General features: G+C 36.6%; 19 protein-coding genes. 16 read left to right on the forward strand and 3 right to left on the reverse strand.

The features are described from left to right. Positions 1-94: 94 nt before the first annotated feature. The 15 genes from IGJ20_RS03300 to IGJ20_RS03370 all read left to right on the forward strand — a co-directional run bounded on the left by IGJ20_RS03300 (position 95) and on the right by IGJ20_RS03370 (position 18,804). Positions 95-1,519 carry a helix-turn-helix domain-containing protein gene (locus IGJ20_RS03300; RefSeq protein ID WP_202522355.1) on the forward strand — a complete coding sequence of 475 codons (1,425 nt, stop codon included), beginning with the start codon at positions 95-97 and terminating at the stop codon, positions 1,517-1,519. A gap of 68 nt (positions 1,520-1,587) precedes the next feature. Then, positions 1,588-2,499, forward strand: coding sequence for an aldo/keto reductase (locus IGJ20_RS03305; protein ID WP_048736949.1), 912 nt, complete (start codon positions 1,588-1,590; stop codon positions 2,497-2,499). Positions 2,500-2,686: 187 nt separating this feature from the next. Continuing rightward, positions 2,687-5,335: a DNA polymerase I gene (polA, locus tag IGJ20_RS03310; RefSeq protein WP_002355755.1), complete on the forward strand. Its 2,649-nt coding sequence runs from the start codon at positions 2,687-2,689 to the stop codon at positions 5,333-5,335. A 99-nt stretch (positions 5,336-5,434) separates the two neighbouring features. Beyond that, entirely contained in the window at positions 5,435-6,277 is an 843-nt protein-coding gene (gene mutM, locus IGJ20_RS03315; RefSeq protein WP_002355756.1) for a DNA-formamidopyrimidine glycosylase, read from the forward strand. Then, positions 6,274-6,873 (forward strand): dephospho-CoA kinase, encoded by a 600-nt coding sequence (coaE, locus tag IGJ20_RS03320; protein ID WP_202522356.1) that lies wholly within the window; start codon positions 6,274-6,276, stop codon positions 6,871-6,873. The genes mutM and coaE overlap by 4 nt, the downstream gene beginning before the upstream one ends. A gap of 180 nt (positions 6,874-7,053) precedes the next feature. Further along, on the forward strand, positions 7,054-7,536 hold the full coding sequence (gene nrdR, locus IGJ20_RS03325; RefSeq protein ID WP_002381296.1) for a transcriptional regulator NrdR: 483 nt from the start codon (positions 7,054-7,056) through the stop codon (positions 7,534-7,536). Between the two features lie 15 nt (positions 7,537-7,551). Then, positions 7,552-8,961, forward strand: coding sequence for a replication initiation and membrane attachment family protein (locus tag IGJ20_RS03330; protein ID WP_010819800.1), 1,410 nt, complete (start codon positions 7,552-7,554; stop codon positions 8,959-8,961). Further along, the gene (gene dnaI / locus IGJ20_RS03335; protein WP_002364725.1) at positions 8,961-9,890 is read left to right on the forward strand and encodes a primosomal protein DnaI; all 930 of its coding nucleotides are present in this window, start codon (positions 8,961-8,963) and stop codon (positions 9,888-9,890) included. Before IGJ20_RS03330 ends, dnaI begins: the two co-directional genes overlap by 1 nt. Before the next feature lie 81 nt (positions 9,891-9,971). Continuing rightward, positions 9,972-11,180 (forward strand): hypothetical protein, encoded by a 1,209-nt coding sequence (locus IGJ20_RS03340; protein ID WP_002385036.1) that lies wholly within the window; start codon positions 9,972-9,974, stop codon positions 11,178-11,180. Positions 11,181-11,193: 13 nt separating this feature from the next. Continuing rightward, on the forward strand, positions 11,194-12,714 hold the full coding sequence (locus IGJ20_RS03345; RefSeq protein WP_202522357.1) for a hypothetical protein: 1,521 nt from the start codon (positions 11,194-11,196) through the stop codon (positions 12,712-12,714). Further along, positions 12,704-14,287: a hypothetical protein gene (locus tag IGJ20_RS03350; RefSeq protein WP_002361342.1), complete on the forward strand. Its 1,584-nt coding sequence runs from the start codon at positions 12,704-12,706 to the stop codon at positions 14,285-14,287. Before IGJ20_RS03345 ends, IGJ20_RS03350 begins: the two co-directional genes overlap by 11 nt. Next, entirely contained in the window at positions 14,284-15,546 is a 1,263-nt protein-coding gene (locus IGJ20_RS03355; RefSeq protein ID WP_002355764.1) for a glycosyltransferase, read from the forward strand. Before IGJ20_RS03350 ends, IGJ20_RS03355 begins: the two co-directional genes overlap by 4 nt. 14 nt (positions 15,547-15,560) lie before the next feature. Continuing rightward, positions 15,561-17,627 (forward strand): cellulose biosynthesis cyclic di-GMP-binding regulatory protein BcsB, encoded by a 2,067-nt coding sequence (locus tag IGJ20_RS03360; RefSeq protein ID WP_202522358.1) that lies wholly within the window; start codon positions 15,561-15,563, stop codon positions 17,625-17,627. Next, entirely contained in the window at positions 17,617-18,477 is an 861-nt protein-coding gene (locus tag IGJ20_RS03365) for a hypothetical protein (RefSeq protein WP_002385041.1), read from the forward strand. The genes IGJ20_RS03360 and IGJ20_RS03365 overlap by 11 nt, the downstream gene beginning before the upstream one ends. 15 nt (positions 18,478-18,492) lie before the next feature. After that, positions 18,493-18,804: a hypothetical protein gene (locus IGJ20_RS03370; protein WP_430605251.1), complete on the forward strand. Its 312-nt coding sequence runs from the start codon at positions 18,493-18,495 to the stop codon at positions 18,802-18,804. A gap of 47 nt (positions 18,805-18,851) precedes the next feature. On the opposite strand, the gene IGJ20_RS03375 is transcribed toward IGJ20_RS03370, so the two are convergent. Genes IGJ20_RS03375 through IGJ20_RS03385 form a run of 3 tightly spaced genes read right to left on the reverse strand, consistent with a single transcriptional unit; the run spans position 18,852 to position 22,200 of the window. Continuing rightward, positions 18,852-20,006 (reverse strand): pyridoxal phosphate-dependent aminotransferase, encoded by a 1,155-nt coding sequence (locus IGJ20_RS03375; protein ID WP_010824456.1) that lies wholly within the window; start codon positions 20,004-20,006, stop codon positions 18,852-18,854. Positions 20,007-20,021: 15 nt separating this feature from the next. Beyond that, positions 20,022-20,744 carry an amino acid ABC transporter ATP-binding protein gene (locus IGJ20_RS03380; RefSeq protein ID WP_002355769.1) on the reverse strand — a complete coding sequence of 241 codons (723 nt, stop codon included), beginning with the start codon at positions 20,742-20,744 and terminating at the stop codon, positions 20,022-20,024. Next, entirely contained in the window at positions 20,737-22,200 is a 1,464-nt protein-coding gene (locus IGJ20_RS03385) for an ABC transporter permease subunit (protein ID WP_002355770.1), read from the reverse strand. The genes IGJ20_RS03380 and IGJ20_RS03385 overlap by 8 nt, the downstream gene beginning before the upstream one ends. A 170-nt stretch (positions 22,201-22,370) precedes the next feature. Between IGJ20_RS03385 and IGJ20_RS03390 the strand changes: the two genes are divergently transcribed. After that, positions 22,371-23,477, forward strand: a complete 1,107-nt coding sequence (locus IGJ20_RS03390; RefSeq protein ID WP_002425395.1) for an iron-containing alcohol dehydrogenase family protein — start codon at positions 22,371-22,373, stop codon at positions 23,475-23,477. Positions 23,478-23,621: the final 144 nt, after the last annotated feature.

The following is a 23,621-nucleotide window of genomic DNA, read 5'->3' on the forward strand; positions in this document are numbered from 1 at the left end:
ATCAATACTTTTTGTTCTCTATTTTTTTCTTCTTAAAAAAATTTTTGCCTTATTTGACGTATTCTTATAACAAGGGAGTGAAAGGGGACGATATATGGATTTCAAGGAATTATTGTCTTTTGAACATAAAAATATGTTGGAATTGTTGGATTTACTGCAACAAGAGCAGACATTTTCTGTTTTGATGGCTGCAGAAAAACTAAAGGTGAGCGACAAAACCATCCATTGTTACATTCAACGTTTTGAAAAAAAGCAGGAAACGTTTAAGATAGAAGGGCTTTGTAAGATTTATACAACGACCAAAGGAATTGTAAAATATCGTGAATTATGCGTTTGTGGCTTGGCTCGATTTAGACAAAAATTTTGTTATTTTATTCCCGAATTTTATATTTTACGTTGTCTAATTGAAGAGCGAATCAATTATGCGCAATTGACCCAGGTATTGGGATTACAGGAATCAACTCTTCGGAAGAAGCTGTCTAATATTCGACGTTGGCTAGTTAATTTTGATATTATTGTACGTCAAAAACATTACGATTTAACTGGCAATGAATGGCAAATTCGACAGTTAATCCTTTGTTTTTATTTGTTTTTTCAAGAAAACTGTCTGGAAGAAAACAGAGACATGACTCGGAAAATCATTACCTTTTTTGAGTTGGATTTAAATGTAGCACAACAGAATCATCTTAGTTGGCTAATTTATATTTGGGAGAAACGATATAGAGGCGGGCATGAAATTTCAGTGCCAAAGGCTAATTTATTTCAACAAACAAGTGCTTTTTTTTATTTATTTCGTGTGGAAGTGTTGAGCACTTCTTTTATGTCTCTTAAAGAACAAAAAGCGTTATTTGTGATTCTTGAAGCACATTTTGGTGGTTGCTTTGGCAAGAGAGCGCGAAAGTATTTTATTCATGAGCAAATGAAAATAGAAAGTTTATGCTTAAAAACAGCTATTTTTATTATGAAAGAAATTAGGAGAAATTTTACACAACATCATTTTAATTATCAAGAAATTCATTTATGTCGATTTTTAAGTACGCATATGAATAGTTTATTAGACGGACAAGCATGGTTGCCAGCTCATAAACAGGAACAAACACTCGCTGCTCGTTATCAACAAACCTGGCACAGATTACAAAAACTTATTAGGCTTTTAAAACGCCTATATCCAGTCTTTACTTCAGTAAAAGAACGGGAATTGACGAGTTGCTATTTTTATCACATCCTAGATTTATTTAACCCGATTTTATATGAAAAAAAATATATTATTTGCCTGTTGACGGACTTTCCTCCAGAAAAGGAACAAGCGCTGGGGCAATCTATAAAAAGCTATTTCAGTGAAAAAAAGAATATTACAATTATTTATGGAAAACCAACGTATCAACTTCACCAAGCACACCTCTTAATTGTCAATCATTTGTTTCAGATGAACGTAGCGCTTTCTTCTGAGACAGTTGTTTATTTGCCAGAGGAATTATCTCCTGCTTTTTTTGAAAAAGTCGAAGCGAATCTATCGTAAGAAGTCCAATTTTGTCTAAATAGTGTTAAAATGAAGAAGTAAGAGGAATGGATGAGGAGGATATTAAAATGAAACAACTACAATTTGGTACAAGTGACGAAACAGTTTCTTCGGTTATCTTAGGATGTATGCGCTTAAATAGTGCTGAAAATCCTCAACAGGTAATTGAAACTGCTTATGATCATGGCATTACATTTTTTGATCACGCCGACATTTATGGTGGCGGCGACTGCGAAACCATTTTTGGTAAGTCTTTAAAAGAAAGTACCATTCGTCGTGAAGATATTTTTATACAAACGAAATGTGGGATTCGTCAAGGCTTTTTTGACTTTTCAAAAGCACATATTTTAGAAGCGGTCGAAGGGAGTTTACAGCGTTTAGGTGTAGATTCAGTCGATGCATTATTGTTGCATCGTCCAGATACTTTAGTGGAACCAGAAGAAGTAGCTGAAGCTTTTCATTTATTAGAAAAACAAGGAAAAGTTCGCTATTTTGGTGTAAGTAACCAAACGCCAGGACAAATTGAACTTTTAAAAACAGCTGTTAAACAACCGTTATTAGCCAATCAATTACAATTTGGCATCAAGCATACTGGCATGGTGGATCAAGGCTTACAAACAAATATGGAAATATCAGGAAGCATTGATTATGATCATGGTATTTTAGATTATTCACGGTTGAAACAAATGACTATTCAAGCATGGTCGCCGTACCAATATGGTTATTTTGAAGGTGTCTTTATTGGAAATGAAAAATTCCCTGAGTTAAATCAAAAATTAAGCGAATTGGCTGAAAAATATCAAACAACGCCAACTGGTTTAGCCAGCAGCTGGATTCTGCGCCACCCTGCTAATATGCAAGTCATCGCAGGAAGTATGAATCTTGGTAGAATTGAAGAAATTGCTAAAGCAGCAGACATTGTGATTAGTCGCGAAGATTGGTACGATATTTATCGTGCAGCGGGAAATGTTTTGCCGTAAAAAGATTCTCATACTTGTGAAGATCCAGCGTGTATAGCTGATTGATTTTGGTATTTGATATAGTTGTCACTAAGGAACTATGTCAAATACCTTTTTCTTTCATTCTGCAATCACCGTCTACTGCAAATTCTGTAGTTTTTTGTTAAAATAGAAAGGAAACTAGTTTGCTAAAGATGAGGGGAAAAAAATGACCAAAAAAAAATTATTACTCGTTGATGGAAACAGTGTAGCCTTTCGTGCATTTTTTGCGCTACATAACTCATTAGAACGATTCAAAAATAAGAACGGCTTGCATACAAATGCTATTTATGCGTTTAACAATATGTTTGAAAATGTAATGCAAAAAGAAATGCCTACTCATGTTTTAGTCGCTTTTGATGCAGGGAAAACCACATTCAGAACAGAATTTTATTCAGAATATAAAGCCGGACGTTCAAAAACACCGGGGGAATTTAAAGAACAAATGCCGTATATTCGTGAACTTTTAGAAGGTTTAGGTGTAAAATATTATGAACTACCTAACTATGAAGCAGATGATATTATTGGTACATTAGCCAACAAAGTTGATAAAGATGAATTTGATGTTGTCGTGTTATCAGGGGACCGAGATTTGACACAATTAGCGACGGACACTGTCAAAGTAGATATCACTGTTAAAGGAGTTAGCGATATTGAATCATATACACCTGAGCATATTGCTGAAAAATATGATGGGTTAACGCCTAAGCAAATTATTGATATGAAAGGGTTGGCTGGCGACACGTCGGATAACATTCCAGGTGTAACGAAAATCGGTGAGAAAACCGCGATTAAGCTGTTAAAACAATATGGCTCAGTTGAAGGGGTTTATGAGAATATCGATGAAATGAAAAAAAGCAAAATGAAAGAAAACTTGATTAATGATAAAGAGCAAGCCTTTCTTTCTAAACGTTTAGCGACAATTGAAGTCAATGCACCAGTCGAAGTCAATGTGGAAGACTTGGCATATGAAGGGAAAAACTTAGAAAAATTGGTTCCTTTTTATAAAGAAATGGATTTTAAACAATTTTTAGCTAAGTTGGACATTACAGAAGAACCTGTTGAAATGGAAGATATTTTATTTGAAGTAGTCGAAGATCAGTTAACCAATGAAATGTTTACAGACGATATGGCTCTTTATGTTGAGATGATGGAAGATAACTATCATACGTCACCGATTGTCGGCCTTGCTTGGGGCAACAACAAGAAGATTTATACCACGAATAATTTAGCTGTTTTTGAAAGTCAGCCATTTATCGACTGGTTGATGGATGAGACACGTAAAAAAAATGTCTACGATGCAAAACGGACGTACGTTGCACTAAATCGCTATGTAGGAAAAATGACAGGGATTGCCTTTGATGTTTTATTGGCTGCTTATTTACTTGATACCAATGACAATAACGCTGATATTGAAGGTGTAGCACAACATTACGGATATGATGCGATTCAATCTGATGAAGCTATTTATGGAAAAGGGGCCAAAAAAGGCTTGCCAGAGGACGAAGAAGTTTTCTTTGGTCATTTAGCACGTAAGATTAAAGCAATTCAATTTTTAACAAGCAAATTAGATAGCGAATTAACAGAAAAGAATCAAGCTGATTTATTCTATAAAATGGAATTACCACTTTCTCGTATTTTAGGCGATATGGAAATAACTGGGATCCGTGTTGATGCCACGCGCTTAAAAGAAATGCAAGTAGAATTTTCAGAACGCTTGAAAGAAATCGAAGAAAAAATCTATGCAGAAGCTGGCGAAGAATTTAATTTGAATTCACCTAAACAATTAGGCGTTATTTTATTTGAAAAAATGGGCTTACCTGTGATCAAAAAGACGAAAACTGGCTATTCAACAGCGGTAGATGTTTTAGAACAACTAAAAGAACAAGCACCAATTGTGGCCGATATTTTAACTTATCGTCAAATTGCCAAAATTCAATCGACCTATGTTGAAGGACTCTTAAAAGTAATTCAGCCAGATAATAAAATTCATACTCGGTATGTACAAACACTGACCCAAACAGGACGGTTAAGCTCAGTAGATCCTAATTTACAAAACATTCCTATCCGTTTAGAAGAAGGCCGAAAAATTAGAGAAGCCTTCGTACCAAGAGAGGATAATTGGTTGATTTTCTCTTCTGATTACTCTCAAATTGAGTTACGTGTGCTCGCGCATATTTCTAATGATGAGCATTTAAAAGAAGCGTTTGTGGAAGGGCAAGATATCCATGCCAGCACTGCAATGCGAGTTTTCGGTGTTGAAAAAGCAGAAGATGTCACACCTAACATGCGTCGTCAAGCTAAAGCGGTGAATTTTGGAATTGTCTATGGTATCAGTGATTATGGCTTGTCCCAAAACTTAGGCATTACTAGAAAGCAAGCGCAACAATATATTGACACCTATTTTGAAAAATATCCAGGCGTGAAACAGTACATGGAAGAGATTGTCCGCGATGCCAAAGACAAAGGCTATGTGGAAACATTGTATCATCGCCGTCGTTATTTAAGTGATATTAATTCAAGAAACTTTAATCTACGTTCGTTCGCTGAACGTACAGCGATTAATACACCGATTCAGGGAAGTGCCGCAGATATTTTAAAAATTGCGATGATTGAAATGGCGCGTCGTTTAAAAGAAGAAAAATTACAAGCGACAATGTTATTACAAGTGCACGATGAATTAGTTTTTGAAGTACCAGAATCAGAATTAGAACAATTAAATCAACTCGTCAAAGAAGTGATGGAGCACGCAGTTTCCTTACATGTGCCACTTATCACCGATAGCAGTTGGGGAAAAACATGGTATGAAGCAAAATAATAGCTTACCCATTAAGAACGATGAATAAAATAAGGATAAGTAGGATCTGGACGTTGATATCTAAGCGTTCAGACCTCTTTATATAAAGGAGCAAAAATAATGCCAGAATTACCAGAAGTAGAAACAGTGCGAAAAGGACTTGAAAAACTTGTTGTAGGAAAAACCATTCAAGAAGTCATTGTTTTTTGGCCAAGAATTATTGAATCACCAGAAGTTGATGTATTTCAAGGTCAATTAGCTGGTCAAACGATTGAAGGGATTGAGCGAAGAGGAAAATTTCTGATTTTTAAATTGTCTGATAATGATATGATTTCTCACTTACGGATGGAAGGAAAATATGAGTTTCATCAGGCTGATGATGAAATTGCCAAACATACCCATGTAATGTTTACTTTTACAGATGGCACGCAATTACGTTATTTAGATGTACGGAAATTTGGGCGTATGACATTGGTTCCTAAGAATCAAGGTCATCAATATAAAGGGATTTTAGCTTTGGGCCCAGAGCCAACACCAGATGTTTTCCAATTAGCTACTTTTCAACAAGGCTTGAAAAAGCATCATAAAGCAATTAAGCCATTGCTGTTAGATCAAAAGCTAGTGACGGGCTTGGGGAATATTTATGTAGATGAAGCACTTTGGCAAGCGCAAATCCATCCAGAACAACCAGCAGATTCCTTAAAACCTGCGGAAGTTGCTACGTTGTATCAAGCAATCATTGACGTCTTGGCACGCGCTGTTGAAGCAGGTGGAACCACCATCCGCACCTATCTAAACGCGTTAGGAGAAGCAGGGACTTTTCAAGTAGCGTTGAATGTCTACGGGCAAACAGGCTTACCTTGCAATCGTTGTGGTACGCCAATTGTTAAAACAAAAGTGGCACAACGTGGTACGCATTATTGTCCACAATGCCAACAATTGAAAGGTCGTCGATTGAAATGACAAAAGTTTTAGGCATTACAGGAGGGATTGCGACAGGTAAAAGTACGGTTGTTGCTCTTTTTAAAAAACCGGGTTATCCAATTGTTGACGGCGACATTATCGCCCGCGAAATTGTTGCAAAAGGGCAACCAGCCTTAGCCGCAATCGTTGAAACTTTCGGACCAGAAATAGTATTAACAACTGGTGAATTGGATCGGAAAAAATTAGGACAATTAATTTTCGCTAGTCCTCAAAAAAGAGAGCTGTTAAATGAAACGCTGAAACCTTTTTTAAGAAAAGAAATTTTACGTCAAATTGAAGAAGCTAAAAAGAAAGCCTCCCTGGTTATTGTTGATATTCCTCTGCTTTATGAAGCTCATTATGAGGCGATCATGGATCAAGTTGCTGTGGTATATGTACCAGAAAAGATTCAAAAAGAGCGTCTGATGGCCCGAAACCAATTAACAGAAGAAGAAGCGCAACAACGAATTGCTAGCCAATGGCCGATTGAAATGAAAAAAGAACGAGCAGATATCGTTTTTGATAATCAAGGAACTAGAGAAGAAACGGAACAACAAGTGAAGAAGTGGCTAGAGGAACAAACTGGAAAGAAGTGAATATTTTTTAAATGGCGTAAAATGTTTTGAAAATTTCAGAAAAAAACAGTGAAAGTCTTTGTTTTTATTAAAGAATGGCAAAGATTCAACTAAGAACCAGTTCTAAAGACCTAGTAATAGCGCAATTTCATGTTATAATATAGGCAACAAAAATTATACAGAATAGAAGAGGTGAACGTTATGCGTTGTCCAAGATGTCATCATAATAATTCCCGTGTTATTGATAGCCGTCAAGCAGATGATGGACGTGCAATTCGCCGTCGTCGTGAATGTGAAAATTGCAGTTATCGGTTCACTACATTTGAAAGAATTGAAGCGGCGCCATTACTTGTAATCAAGAAAAATGGGGATCGTGAAGAATTTAATCGTGATAAAATTTTGCGTGGGCTCATTCGCTCTGCGGAAAAAAGACCCGTTGCTATGGAACAAATGGTTCAAATTGTCGATAATGTTGAAAATCGAGTGCGTAGTTTAGGGGAAAATGAAGTCTCTACAACGCTTATCGGTGAATATGTGATGGAAGATTTAGTCAATCTAGATGAAATTGCCTACATCCGCTTTGCGAGTGTTTATCGACAATTCAAAGATATGAGCGTGTTTTTGAAAGAGTTACAGGACATTGTCGACAAAGCAAAATCTTCTTCTCCTGACTCAGAAAATTAAAAAGGAGGTCTTTCTTTGAAAGGAAATCGGCAAAGAATCCAACCAAAAAATATTTTTCAAGCGGTTATTGATTCACCGCTTTCTGATCAAGAGAAAGAGGTTTTAACCTTTTTATATCAACCAATTGTCGGCGCCAATGCGTTTAGTTTATATTGGCTTTTGTTATCTGAAACAACAGACTCAGAGGAGAATGGCTCGCTGTTTCATGCAGATTTAATTAGTTTGCTGGACTTGAGTTGCCAACAATTAGAAGAAGCTTGCTACAAATTAGAAGGCATTGGGTTGCTAGAAACGTATAAAAAAACAGATCGGGAATTAGGAGATTGTTATTTATATTATTTAAAAGCACCTGAAACAGCCGCTCGTTTTTTTAAAGATGAAGTGTTAGCTTTAGTGTTATTTAATCGGGTTGGACAACGGAAATTTGATCAATTAGTGCAAAAGTTCCAACCGCATCCTACTAAAACAGAGGGCTATCAAAATGTTTCCGCTAGCTTTCAAGAGGTTTATGCCTTTAAAGAAGAACAAATTGTTTCCGAAGCGAACCGATTGACAACGATTCAAGAAACTTTTTCTCAACAAGAAAAATCGAAGAAAATTTCTGTATCAACGGATTCTTTTGATTGGCTCTATTTTGTGGAAGGTTTGCACCGCTTAGGTTTACAACTGCCTGAAGATGAGGCTAGTTTTCAAGAAGAAGTCTATGTTTTTCATCAATTATATGGCATCAATGAGTTAGATATGGTAGACTTTGCTTCGAAATCATTTGACTATTATACAAGTCGAATTTTGCCTAAGGAATTAGTGCGAACGATTCATCAAGCGTTTGATCCTGATAAAAAACCACAATCAACAAACGTAGTGACAAACAAGCAAGCACAATTGACGGTGGAAGAGCAACAAACGTATCGATATAACGCATTAAAAATGAATGGTTTTTCTGAACTGGATATTCAAATGATTATGGATAGTGAAAAGAATCCGCCTATTCAATATTTAGAAGCTTTAAAAAATAGTCGAGGCGGCTATACGACACCACAAGAACGTTCATTAGTGAAATATTTGGTTGCTAAATCAGGCTTACCGACTAGTGTGATTAATATTTTGATTAACTATGTTTACAATATTCAACAACAACCGACTTTAAAAGCGGAGTATGTGAATCGAATTGCGAATGAATGGGGACAAAGTGGCATTCATTCACCAGAAAAAGCCATTGAACATGTCAGAGAATTGGCAAAACAAAGCCAAACCAAACAAAAACAGCGACAACAAAATTATTCAGGGAAACGCCAAACTGTTCGACAAGAGCGATTGCCAGAATGGGCAGATCAGCCAAACGATGAAACAAAACTTTCCCCAGAAGAACAAGCCGAGTTAGATCGACAAATTCAAGAATTTTTAAACCAAGGAGGTGACCAATGATGGAAGACGTAGGAAAAGAAATGTCAAAAATTATCCAGAAGCGTGACATCAATGAACGATATGAAGAGCTGGTTAACGAAGTATTGAAAGATCAAGATGTTCAAGCCTTTATACAAGCAAACCGAGAGCGTTTAAGCGATGAAGATATTCGTAAAAGTTATGCTAAGCTGTATGAATTTGTTCAAGAAAAAAAGAAATTTCAATTAAACGATCCGGCAATGATTGCCCCCGGCTATGAGCCAAGATTAATGTTGAACTTTCATTACATTGATGTAACGTATGTCCCAACGGCTGATTTAATCGCCCGTCAGAAGGAAGAAGAAATTCGTAATCGAGTAAGGGCAATGGACATGCCAAAAGATGTCCGAGAAGCAAATTTACGAGATTTCGATCCATCTTCTCAAGGTCGAGCCAAAGCGTTAGCAGAAGCAATGCAATTTTTAAGAGAATATCCTGCGACACCAAAAGAATTTCATAAAGGGCTCTATTTACAAGGCCCCTTCGGTGTAGGAAAATCTTTCTTATTAGGTGCGATGGCTAATGCTTTAGCAGAACGTGGATTTACTACGACAATTGTTCATTTTCCAACATTTACAGTAGAAATGAAGCAAGCCATTGGTCGCGATCAAGTTGGTGAAAAGCTCGATGCAGTAAAAAAATCCCCTATATTAATGATTGATGACATTGGTGCGGAATCCATGACTAGTTGGATTCGTGACGACGTTTTAAGCGTAATCTTGCAATACCGAATGCAAGAACAATTAGTTACTTTTTTCTCTTCCAATCTAGATTTAAAAGCTTTAGAAGAGCATTTAACCGTGACGCAACGAGGAGAACAAGAGCCGCTAAAAGCCAGACGAATTATGGAACGTGTGCGTTATCTGTCAAAAGAGATTACGATGACAGGAAATGATCGACGAAACGGTTAAAGCAATCCTTTTATTTTTATGGATTGCTTTTTTTCTTGCGTTTGAAGAGGTAGCGTAAGTTTCGCAAAAACAAGTACTTTTGTGTACACTGACAATAAAGAAGTGAGGAAAAGAGGCGTAACAATGAAGAGAAAACTTTGGATTTTTATTGGGGTATTCGTGGTGCTTCTGGGAGGATATTTTCTTTTGTTTAGAGAAAAATCCTATAAAGTAGAGGTGGAAAAAGTGAATCCAAAAATTCAACGCTTAATGTCGACAGACAAACAACATTTTTTAACAAAACATGAATTTCACACAAAAGAAACCGCTGAACGCAAAGATTTGTTGAAGTTTTTTATTGAAACCCGGCTCAAAACAGACGGCGGCTTTTTAACCAATTATTTACCAGATGCTGAACGCAAAGATGTCGCCACAGGACATGAGTTGCTAAGTGAGTCTTCTGGTCTATATTTGCGTAATTTAGCTTTTGATACGCAGGGACGTTTTGATAATTTTTACAAGCAGACGAAAGACACCTTTTACGACGGCGTCCAATTTAGTTACCGAATTGACGAGCAAGGCAATAAGTACAATGTCAATGCCTCGATTGATGATTTACGGATCATTCGTTCATTAATTGAAGCAGGGGGGCATTTTAAAACAGATCAGTACGATCAAGAAATTAAAAAATTAGGCAAGAGTTTTATGAAAACCTCTATGAAAGATAATATTCTAATTGATTTTTACGATAGTAAATCAAAACAACAGTCTTCAGAAACTTCTTTGTTTTATATTGACTTAATTACGCTGGGTTATTTATACAAAGAATTTGGAATTTCAGCAGACTATTTGCAATATCATTACCAATTAATAGACGATGGCTATATTTCTGATGATTTACCTCTTTATCAAACGAAGTTTAATCATCAAACAAATAAATACGAAAACAACGGAACACTTAATATTATTGAATCTTTATTAACAATTGTTCATTTAAGTGAAGTGGGTATGGCGAAACAGACTAGTATTGATTTTGTACGAAAACAAGTTCAGCAAGGAACGCTTTTTAACTCGTATGATTTAAATGGATCACCTGTGGATAAAAATCAATCTGCAGCCAGTTATGCGATAGCGGCTTTAATTGGTGTTGCCGAAAATGACAAAGAGTTGTATCGTGCGGCAATTACAGTACTTAATAATTTTCAAATTATGGATTCAAGCAGTCCGATTTATGGAGGATTTGGTGATAAAGTTACGAAACAAGTCTATTCCTATAATAACTTAATGGCTCTTTTGGCCTATGATTTCTAGATGAGGTGAAAGCATGGAAAAGATCAAAAGATACATGAACTCGGCTTTTGAATGGTTGAGTCGTTATATTTCTCCAAGTTTTTTGGCCGTTTTAGGGATTGGGTTACTGACAAGCATTTTGTTATTTGTTTATCCGATTAATGGCTTGGGAGATAATGGCGAGTATTTTCGTGTGTTAAATTCAAATAGTCTTTATCGTGTCAATGGTGATAGCTACGACAATGTGGCCTATTTTGTTAAGGACTTTTCAATTATGCGTTATTTTAATGAAACAACGACGCACTTTGTTTCCACTCAACAATTTTTCATTACCGTTGCCATTTGGCTTAATAAACTTTTTTATAGTCAAACACTTTTCGATATTCGTTTCTTAGGTTTCGTTTATCTTAGTTGTTTTTTAGTGTCAATTTATATTCTGGTACGAGGCTTAACCGAAGGCGTATCTTTGAAAAAAAGTTATTTTATCTCCTTGTTGGTTATTTTCATCTTGGGGGATACCTCCTATACGATTTATTTTAATTCCTTTTATACAGAAGCGACGAGTTTTTTACTTTCTGTGAGTGTCTTAGCATTTTCAGTCTATTTTTATCGGGTGACGAAACCACGAACTTGGCTTAGAAGAATAGTTTTGGTTATCTTGGCACAAGCAGTAGTACTTTTAATAGGGACAACACGCCAAGAATATTTGCTGATTATTGGCGTAATTATTGCTGGATTAGGATTTTTTGTCTACTTGTCACAACGTTACCAACGATTGTCAATGACGGCCTTTTTAATTGCGTTGATTGGTTTTACAACGTTAGCAGCTTTTATCGTTCCTAACGATATCTATGAACGTGATGTCTACCACAGTATGACGCGCGGTGTAATGAAGGATAGTAAGGTTCCGGATAAACGGATGTCAGAGGGCGGAATCAACCCGCAATATGGGTTGCAAAAGGGACGTTCCTACTTTGAAGAATACAGTCCTGTATCACCAACTTCTGAACAAATGAAAAAAGATTTTTTTGATAAAACGAGTTTTGGATGGGTGTTATTGAATTATTTAAATTATCCATCTGAATTATGGCAAGGACTGAATTCAGCGGTCCCAAATGTTTACTTAGTAAAGCCTAATAATGTGGGGAATTTTGAGAAAACGACGGGGCGTGCACCGCTGGAACAATCTAAATTTTTTATGGTGTATAACCGTATTAAAGCCAGTTTTTTCCCTAAAAACTTTGCTTTCTATCTATTATTAGGCGTGATTCTGTTTGGTTTATATGGCGTTGGTTTATACAGAGGACTCAAGAGAAACGAACCCAGATTAGTTTTTCGCTTCTTTTTAATGACAGGAATTTATCTAAATTTATTAGTTGTTTTCATTTCAACAATTATTATTGATGGGGATAGTGACTTAGTACGTCATTTGTTTTTAGTCTCAGTATTTTTAGATTTTCTCTTGTTACAAATTGTTTCTGATGTTATTGGTAAACGAATGTGGCAAGATACAACACCACAAGTCATTGGGGAGGTAGAGGGAATTGAAAAATAAACAATATCTTATTGGCTGGGTGTGTTTCTTACTCTTTTTCGTTTTTTGTGGCTTTGCCAAACCGGCGCTGGCTGCACCAAGTAAACATGTCTTACTTGTCTATGACAGCTTGAATATTGCTGGGAAAAAAGAAAATGATGTGGATGCTTTACAACGAGTGTTGACGAGTTTTGGAGTAGAAGTTCAGAGTGTGGCGGTGTCAGACTATGTGCCTGGAGAATTGCTAAATGATGGCTATGACAGTTTGATTTCTATGGTGAATTGGCCTGAACAAGCCGGCGTTATTGCCTCCGATTTTCTAGCAGATCGAGTTCATTTTAAAGGCAAACAATTACACATTGGTCGAAACATGCGTGACGATGAAAAACAATATTTTAGCGGTACGTGGAAAGAATTAAGTCATCGTCAATATCGGTTAGAAGATGAAAAAAACCGTTTTTCTCAAGTATTGCCTTTTCAAGATCAATCAGTTGTGCTGGAAAATACGCAAGGTCAGACAGTTGGTCGATTAAAAACACAAGAATTAGCACCAGAAGAATATCCATTTGGTGTAATTGAGAATGGGCATGCTTTTCTACCAATGTTTGAACGCAAAGGCGCTGTTTTTTTAGAAAGCTTGGACGTAATTAGTCAATGGCTGGAAAGTGAAAAAATGTCACGGCCGTTTTTGACGATTTCTGATTTTAACCCGTTAAGAGATATGTCTGTGGCAACCTATTTGCAAGAAGAATTAGTTAAAACCACATATCCTTATATTTTATCCAGTACGAGCGTTTCACAAAACAATACGATTTTACCTTATAAACTATTTACGAATGCGTTACGTGCGTTTGCTTCGACAGGGGTTATTTTCTTAGAAACACCGGTCGTTAACAATGTTGATTTAAATGACCAACGTGCCTTGAAACAATTGATGGAGCAGCAGATTAGTTTATTGGTCGACAGACATGTCTATCCAGTAGGCATTTCTGCTCCAGGATACTGGAATCAAGACCTTCAATACCAAGAGGATGGGCTAGCAATTAGTGATACAGTGATTCTAAGAGAAAATCCGCCGATTGAACGCGTTTTTTATCGGAATCAAACGGGAGAATCAATCACTTATAAGAATGCTTTGTTTGATTTACCATATGATTATTTATCGGGGATTGAATGGACGGATAAAGATAATCCGAATGACTATCGATTTCCAATGCCGACCACCATTAGTTTTTCATTTCCAAATTCTAAAAAAGAAGTGGATCATCTAATTCAAGAAGTCAAGGAAGCACCAATAGTGTTTAGCGTTTCAGAAGCGGATCAACATTTCACTGTTCAAACACAAACGCAGAAAATCGAATTTCGGAATAATCGGTTCTTCTTAAACAATCAAATTGTCAATGGTTTGGCTGATACAGGGGCCTCAACAGTTGAAAAACAACGATTTACAGGGTTATTTTCATTCTTTTTCAGCATCACAAATAATATTTTAGTTGGCGTTGTTACACTGACTTTAATCATCCTGATTATTTTGTTTATGATTGGACGAAAGAATTATCGGTCGAAATATATTAATAAGGAGGAAGACAAATGACCATTGCTGACATTGTAATGTTAACAGCAACTATCATTATTTGGAGTCTACTAATTGTAAATATTCTCTTAGTTATTTTTGGCTATGTTTATTATTTAAAAACAGATCCTGTCGCACCGCCACCTGTAGAGGACGAAGACGCGCCGTTTGTTTCAATTATGGTACCGGCCCATAATGAAGGAATTGTCATTGTGCGGACAGTTGAAGCGTTATTGAATTTTAATTATCCGCAAGATCGCTATGAAATTATTGTGATTAATGACAACTCAAGTGATAATAGTGCCGAGCTTTTAGCGAACGTCCAAAAAAAGGCGGTTAATCGAAATTTGCAGATTATTAATACAGACAATATAACAGGTGGGAAAGGTAAGTCTAATGCCTTAAACATTGGTTTCAAGCAAGCCAAGGGGGACGTGATTGCCATTTATGATGCGGACAATACGCCTGAACCGAATGCACTTCGTTATTTAGTCGGGGAGTTAATCGCTAGTGAGGAATACGGCGCGGTTATTGGTAAATTTAGAACGAGAAATCGCAATGCAAGCCTGTTGACACGCTTTATTAATATCGAAACACTTGCCTTTCAATGGATGGCACAAGCCGGTCGTTTTCAATTATTTAAGTTATGCACGATTCCTGGCACAAATTTCATTGTTCGTCGCAGTATTATTGAAGCCATTGGCGGCTGGGATGACAAAGCGTTAGCCGAAGATACAGAAATCAGTTTTCGCATCTATATGATGGGCTATAAAATTAAGTTTCAACCAAAAGCAGTGACGTGGGAGCAAGAGCCACAAACTTTGTCAGTTTGGTTCCGACAACGGACGCGATGGGTCAAAGGCAATATTTATGTCATTGTTAAAAATGCTAAATTATTGTTTAATCCTAAAGCGAGTCGGATCCGTTTTGATATTTTATATTTCTTGTCCATTTATTTTCTCTTAATGACATCGCTCGTTTTGTCAGACATCATGTTAGTTTTATCAATGTCTGGTTACTTAACAACGACCCTGCAAGGATTTAGCAATTCCTTGTGGTTGTTAGCGATTTTGTTATTTATTTTCAGTACTTTTGTCAGTATTACGACCGAAAAAGGCGAAATGACTTTAGAGAATATCTTAATTATTGCCTTGATGTATATTACATACAGTCAGATGTGGCTAGTAGTCGCCGCTTATGGCATGGTGATGTATATTAAAGAAAATGTTTTTCATAAACAAACACAAACAAAATGGTACAAAACTGAACGATTTAAATAAGGAGGAAACGTGCAATGAAACAAAAAACAGTCACTTTAATAGGGTTGTTCTTTCTGGCAATTCTGATTGGTGTCGCAAGTCCGACCGTATACGCCGAAAACAAAGAACAAGACAACCATACCTTTACACAATCTTTTCAAAATAAAACAATCTCTTTAACAGGTACTTCTGTCCGTAGCACCATGTATTTTACAAAAATTGATTATTGGAACGTTAAAAAAGCATCATTCAATATGACCTACCAAATCACACAATTAAAAAATAATCAGACCTCAGATTTAACTGTGGCAGTGAATGGTGTGAAGTTTTATTCTTGGCGTCCTGAAAATACGACTGGTATTCAACAAAAGACGATTGAAATCCCTTTGGAACTGATTAAAGAGACAAATACATTGACTGTTGAAGGCCAAATTATTAATCAGGCAGGAAACGACATGTATAATTTAATTGAAACTCCAGCAAATTGGTTAACGATGTATGAAGGATCTAACGTAAACTTCCAATACGATTTACAATTACCAGAGAATACGATTCATTCTTTTTATAATCATTTTGTGGGAGCAGACACGATTGCGAATAAACACAGTGTTATTTTGACACCAGAAAATGCATCGGAAAAAGAATTAGCTGCAGCGACCCATGCGTTAGCTGGTGCTGCTCGTTTGATTACTACCTCAGAAGAATTGTTGCCAATGGCTTCTTTGAACAAAGAACAGTCAGCACCCTATCAGTTGATTATTGCCAGCTATGATAAATTACCAGATCAGTATAAAAGTCAAATTGATAGCAAACGTGTGGAGGACCAGGCTGTCTTAAAATTTTTCAATCAACCAGATAAGCATGTTTTAGTAGCTACTTCTAAAGATGAGGACTTACTTGTTCGTGCGGGACGTTATTTAGCCAACTATGAATTAATGACCCAAACAGATAAAGAAGAGACAACAGTTGATGAGAATACCGATACGTTTAGTTCAACTTTAGAATTTGATGGAAATTATCCATTAACCTCAACGGGGGACAAGCTAGAAGGGGCCTATCACCAAGAACAAACGTACTTTGTCAATTTACCAGTGGATCGAAACAATGCCAATGGAAGTCGCGTGCATTTACATTTTAAATACGCTGAAAACTTAGATTTTGATTCTTCTTTAGTGACGGTCTATGCCAATGATAAACCAATTGGCAGCAAGAAATTAACCGCTACTCGTGCGAACGGTGATGAATTAAATCTCGAATTTCCAAAGAACTTAGAAATTGCTGATAGTTTTGTTTTAAAAGTCGCTTTTGATTTGAATGTTAAATCACCAGAAGTTTTACGAAATGGTCAGACTCCATGGGCCTTTATTGAAAATAATTCGAATGCGTTTATTCAAACAGAAGAACTGAATGACATATTATTTAACAACTATCCGAACATTTTTATCAGAAGCCGTTCTTTTGCTGATTTAGCGATTTTATTACCAGAAAAAATGGACGATAACTATTTTAAAGTGTTGACCAATTTATTTAACTTAATTGGTAATTATGCCGAAAGTAATGTCGGTGAGATTACGTATTATAAAAAAGCGCCTAAAAATGCGGCATTAGAAAATCATAACTTGATTATTTTTGGTACGCCTAAGGATAATCCGATGATTCGTAAGTTAAACGATCAGTTATATTTCCATTATGATAAGGACTTCACACGATTTGTTTCAAACGAGAAACTGAGCATTGAAAAAGATTATGGTAAACAAATCGGTACGGCGCAGTTAATGTTTTCTCCATATAATGCGAAAGCCGCGGCGTTAATCTTAACAGGAGCTAAATCACAAGGTGTCTTTTTAGCCTCTACACAAGTGAATACAGAGAAGAATACTTCTATGTACAAAGGAGATGCCATTGTGGTCGATCCGAACTATCGTCGCTATGATTATCGTTTCAAAAAACGTGTAAGCAACGTTAGCAACGAATCATTAGGTAAACGAATTGTCAATAATCATAAATTAATGATTTATCTATTTGTCTTCTTAATTGGTATGACTATTATTGGATTAAGTGCGTTCTTCATCGTGAAGAAGAATTTGAAAGGTGGGGAATAGAGTGAATCAAAAACGAGTGACCTTACTTTTGGATTTAACTTTGTTAGTAGGAATTGTTTTGGTTGTCGGCACAACCATCTTTATGGCCTTAGGAACGAATGATTTCTTTGTGGACTTAAGTTGTCTATTAATTTCAGTTATCTTAATTATCGTTACCTATTTTGTAGGAATTACAGCGGGGTTAACATTTTCGCTTATATTTATTTTTCTACAATTGACTTATGTTGTATATCAGTATGTCTATCATGATTTGTTTAGCTATGGCTCATTATTTTGGCTAATCATGCCGCCGCTCTACTGTTTAACAATCTATGCAGTGACTTATCAAATTCGTACGATTGAAGAAGAAAATATTCGCTTACGTAAAGAAACTTCACGGTTAAATGCGTTAGATGCAGTAACTAATTTAAGAACAGCAAAAATGTACGAGGAAGGATTCGATTTATTTTCTGACATTTCTACACGTTATGAAGCGCCGTTATATTTAGTCGTGATCCGAGTGGCCTATTGGGAAAGTATTCGTAACTTATTAAGTCCTGAACAAAAAAATGAATTGCTACAAATCGTGACAGCGGCGATTAAAGAGACAACAGATGATCGCTTCTTACCATACTTTATCGACGGCACACCGCCGACTTGGGCGTTATTAATTTTCCGCGATGGGGATGACGGATACACTACTAGAAAAGAATTCAAACAACAAGCTCAAGAGAAATTTGCCCATTCTGAAACCTTAAGGAATATTACTTTGACATTACAAGTTTCCTATACCAAATATGATCCTGCCGAATTTAACAACGCTTCAGAATTTTTAGGGGATGGAATTAATTCTCTTCAATATGATGTTTAAAAAGGAGGCAAACAAATGACTGAAAAACTTGCTGTTTTTACAAGGAAATTAGCAGAGGCTGGTGTGTTAAATGAGACGCAGCCATTGTCAATGCGATTACATTTAGAAAATATCCAAGCAGAAAGTGATCCAGAATCCATTGTGCCCTTATTTTCTCATGGGGTAATTTTAAACATACTTGTTGAACAGTTAGAGGAAAGTATCCCGCTGTCTCACTTGAAAAAAGGGACCAAAGTCCGTTTCACAGTCGTGGGCTTGCCGCCGATGACTATGTCGATTCCACCGCATGTTGGTGGGCAAGCGATTGAATTGATAGAAGAAATCTAAAAAGCTTCTGCATTAGCTATGATTATTAGCTAATGCAGAAGCTTTTTTTATTCAAAGGTCATTCTTTCAATTCGATCGAACGCTTCCTTTAATAAATCTAAATTTTGTGTTGCGGCTAAACGAATGTACTCATCGCCTGTTGTTTCACCAAATGCTTTTCCAGGAATCACTAATACTTGTGTCTCTTTTAAAAGCTTTTCCACAAAAGGAACGGAAGTTAGTCCGGTTTTTTGAATGTTAATGAAGGCGTAAATACTTCCTTTGACTGGATGAAGCGAAAGGAAAGGAATCTTTGCTACTCGTTGGGCCACATACTCTAAACGTGTTTGGAACACTTCAACGATCGGGTCTACAAATTCGTCAAAATGTTGTAACGCATAGATTCCTGCTTGCTGTGACAACGTAGGCGCAGAATACGTAACGCCTTCATTAATTAATTTGGCTACTTCATTAATATAGTCTGGGGCAATCATATAACCAATACGCCAACCAGTCATTGCAAAGGCTTTTGAAAAGCTACCAAAAGTGATAGTATTTTCTGGAGCAAACGTAGCCATGGGAGTAAACGTTTCTTGGAAACAAAAGGCTTCATAAACTTCATCTGAAAGAATGTATAAATTGTGTTCAATCGCTACCTGTGCGATTTCTCTGAAAGTTTCTTCAGAGAAAACAGCGCCTGTCGGGTTATTCGGTGAATTTAGAATAATCGCTTTGGTTTTAGGCGTGATTTTTTCTTTCAAAAGAGCTACATCAATTTGGAAACCATCTTCTTCATAGGTTGGCAAAAAGACCGGAACGCCATCTGCTAAAAGAACTTGGTCTTTATAAGGAGAGAAATAAGGTTCATGAATAATCACTTCATCTCCAGGATTTAGAATCACTTGTAAGGCAAGGTACATTCCGTGCAGAGCGCCAACTGTGGCCCGGACTTGATTCGGTTGAAAAGATAATTGATAATGTGACTGATAAAACTGAATGACCGCCTCAATGAATGTCTCGCTACCATCAGAAGCGGTATATTTTGTATGCCCATTTTTGGCATCGTTAGCTGCTTGTTCGATAATCCGCTCATCGGTAATTAAGTCAGGGTCACCAATCGATAAATCGATTAAATTTGGGGTCTTTTTCGCCAATGTTGCAATATCCATGAGTAAATTTTCAGTAGGTTGTTGGTAACGTGTTGCGATATTCTTGCGATCCATACCAGGTGCTCCTTTTTATAAAACTTTTCTTAGAAAATCTTGTGTTCTTGGGTTTTGTGGCGCATCAAAAATTTCTTCAGGTGTGCCTTCTTCTTGAATAATTCCTGCATCCATAAAAATGACACGGTCCGCAACTTCTTTTGCGAAGCCCATTTCGTGGGTAACCACCACCATTGTCATCCCTTCAATAGCTAAATTTTTCATAACGGATAGCACTTCACCCACCATTTCAGGGTCTAAGGCAGAAGTTGGTTCATCGAACAGCATTACGTCAGGGCGCATGGCTAAAGCACGAGCAATCGCTACCCGTTGTTGTTGCCCACCAGAAAGTTGAGCGGGATAATTTTCTTTTTTATCTGATAAACCAACTTGTTCCAGTAAGGAAAGAGCATGTTCTGTGGCTTCGGCAGCGGCTTCTTTTTTTACTTTAACAGGACTAATCGTTAAGTTTTCCAAGACATTTTTATGCGGGAAAAGATTGAAATTTTGGAATACCATTCCCATTTTTTGACGAAGTTGATCAATGTTGGTATTTTTATCTAATAAATTTTTTCCTTCAAATTCAACGCTGCCACCAGTTGGTGTTTCTAATAAGTTCAAGCAACGTAAAAAAGTACTTTTACCACTGCCAGAAGGGCCAATAATTACGACAACTTCACCAGCTTCAATTTCTAAGTCAATTCCTTTAAGTACTTCATTTTTTCCGAATGTTTTCTGTAAGTTTTTAATGTTAATCACTAGTACTCATTCTCCTTTCAGCAACACCTAATAGACGTGAGATAGTAAAGGTTAGGACGAAATAAATTAACGATACAATTAAGTAAGGTAAGAAGGGTTTAAAACTTGCTCCTTGAACGTTGCCAGCTTGGAAAATTAGTTCTGAAACACCAATGACTGAAACAACGGAAGATTCTTTAATTACTGTAACAAATTCATTGCCTAACGCTGGTAAAATATTTTTAATAGCTTGTGGGAAAATGATGTATCGCATTGCTTGGTTTTGATTCATTCCCAAGGAACGAGCAGCTTCCAATTGTCCTTTATTAACTGCCTGAATACCAGCACGAATAATTTCTGCTACATATGCACCACTGTTTAGAGAAAGGGCAATACAACCAGCTGCTACTTTTGATAAGTCTAAACCAAGAACGCCTGTCCCGAAATAGACAATAAAAATTTGAACAAGCAAAGGAGTGCCACGAACATATTCAATATAAGCAATGGCAATGCCACGTAAAATTTTGGAATTGGCTAACTTCATTAAGGCAAGTAATGCCCCTAAAATGGCACCAAACAAAACACCAATGAAAGCTAGGAAAATGGTATAGCCTGCACCGTTAAGGTAGAACTTTCCATACTTTTGTAAAAAGCTTTGATCTTTTTGGAACATTAATTGATTGGCTTCTTTTTTATAACCGTCCATTAATTTTTGATCATTAATTTGTTTAATAGAGGCATTTACTTTCTCCGTCAAAACGGGCGCATCTTTAGGAAAAGCAACGGCAGTATCTTTTGAGCCTTTTTCAAAGGTAACATCAGCAAAAGCTAAATCCTCATTTTGAGAAACATAGGCTTCGCCAACCGGTTCTTCCATAACGACTGCATCTAATTTATTATTTTTTAGATTCATAATTAAATCTGGAATTTTTTGAAGAGAAGTAGGGACAGCACCGGTTAATTCGGTTTTAATTAATTCTTCTTGTGTCGTTTGCTTTTGGGCACCTGCACGAACACCTTCGAAATCTTTAGTGGAATGAAATTTATCTTTGTCTTCTTTCCGAACAATGACTCTTTGTTGAACGTTCATATATGGTTGAGAAAAAGCTACTTCTTTTAATCGTTCAGGCGTTGGCGACATGCCTGAGATGACCATGTCAATCTTGCCAGTTTTTAAGGCCCCTAACAGAGCATCGAAGCCTAGTTCTTCGATTTTTAATTTAACGCCTAAATCGTCGGCAATTTTTTGAGCAATAGAAATATCAAAACCGACAATTTTATCTTCACCATCTACTTTTGCATGAAATTCATAAGGGGCATAGTCTGCGGATAAGCCGACAACTAGTTCTCCCTTTTGGATGATTTTGTCATAGACTGGATCGTTTTCGGCTGCAAAAGTTTCTTTAATAGGTAATAATGAGAGCAACAAGAATAAAATTGGTAAAATCGTCTGTAGCCATTTTTTACATTTGGTCATTTGCGTAAACTCCTTTTTGTATTATTTTTATAAATATTCAAAAAAAGCGAATAAATGTATAAAAATTTATTGTGTTATGATGTGGTTTATCATATCATAGAATATGTAAAAGGAAAAGTAGTAGAGTTGAAAAAAAACAACTTTTTCAAAAAAATTTTCAAAAGTCAAAAATGAAGGGGATTTTTAAGATGGAACAATCATTAATTGTGAGAGGGACACCACAAGAGTATCTTTGCGAAATTGGTTCGTGGGAATTATTAGAAGGACAACTATTATGCAGAAATATTCATCGTGTATTCATTTTACACGGGACCGAGTCATGGCAAGCGGCAAAACCGTATTTTCCGACGTTTCAAAAAGTAACAGCTGTTTTTGAAAACTATGGAGGTGTTTGTACAGATCAACGTGTGCAAGAGTTAGAAGCGCAAGTGCTGGACAATCATTTAGAGGCCATCGTCGCTGTTGGTGGGGGAAAAGTGGCCGACTTGGGCAAAGCCTTAGCACACAAAATGGCGTTACCGGTAATTATTTTGCCCACTTTAGCAGCTACTTGTGCACCGTGCACACCATTGAGTGTAATGTATCGAGAAGATGGAGCAATGGAACGGTATGACGTTTTTCCGCAAGCAAACGCTTTGGTGTTGGTAGAACCAAGAGTGTTATTGCATTCGCCTCGGTCCTTAATGGTGGCAGGTATTGGGGATACATTAGCTAAATGGTACGAAGCAGATGCGATTATTTCGCAGTTAGACGTCCAAGTGTTACCTATTCAAGTTTCTCATTTTGCCGCGGAAAAATGCCGCGATATTTTGTTAAATGAAAGTATCAATGCTTTAAAAGCGATGGAAGAGCAACAATTAAATCAATCGTTTATTGATGTCATCGAAACGAATTTAATTATTGGTGGAATGGTGGGTGGCTTTGGCGATGATTATGGTCGGACAGCGGGTGCCCATTCCATTCATGATGCACTAACTTTGCTGCCAGCTAGCCATCAACAATTGCATGGAAACAAAGTGGCGTATGGTGTGTTTGTTCAATTAGCCATTGAAGAGAAATGGCAAGAAATCGATGAATTGATTCCTTTCTATCACCAACTAGGTTTGCCTATTTCTTTAAAAGAAATGGACATGGACTTAACTGAAGCCGAGTATCAAGAAGTGGCAGAACGTGCTTGTATAGAAGGCGAAACGATTCATTATATGAAACAAAAAATTACCCCTGAAATTGTGAAAACAGCGATGCAAGATTTAGAAAAATATACAGCGACAAAATAAGTGCCAAACAGCAACTAGTTCATTTGAATTATTTGAACTAGTTGCTGTTTTTTTAAGGATCCTTTTTTGAAAAAAGAAACCTTGAGAAATCCTTGCAAATTCAATAAAAAAAAAGTATGATGATGGGAGGACAAATTATAGTAG

The sequence above is a fragment of the Enterococcus sp. DIV0294 genome, assembly GCF_050558155.1.
GTDB lineage: Bacteria > Bacillota > Bacilli > Lactobacillales > Enterococcaceae > Enterococcus > Enterococcus faecalis.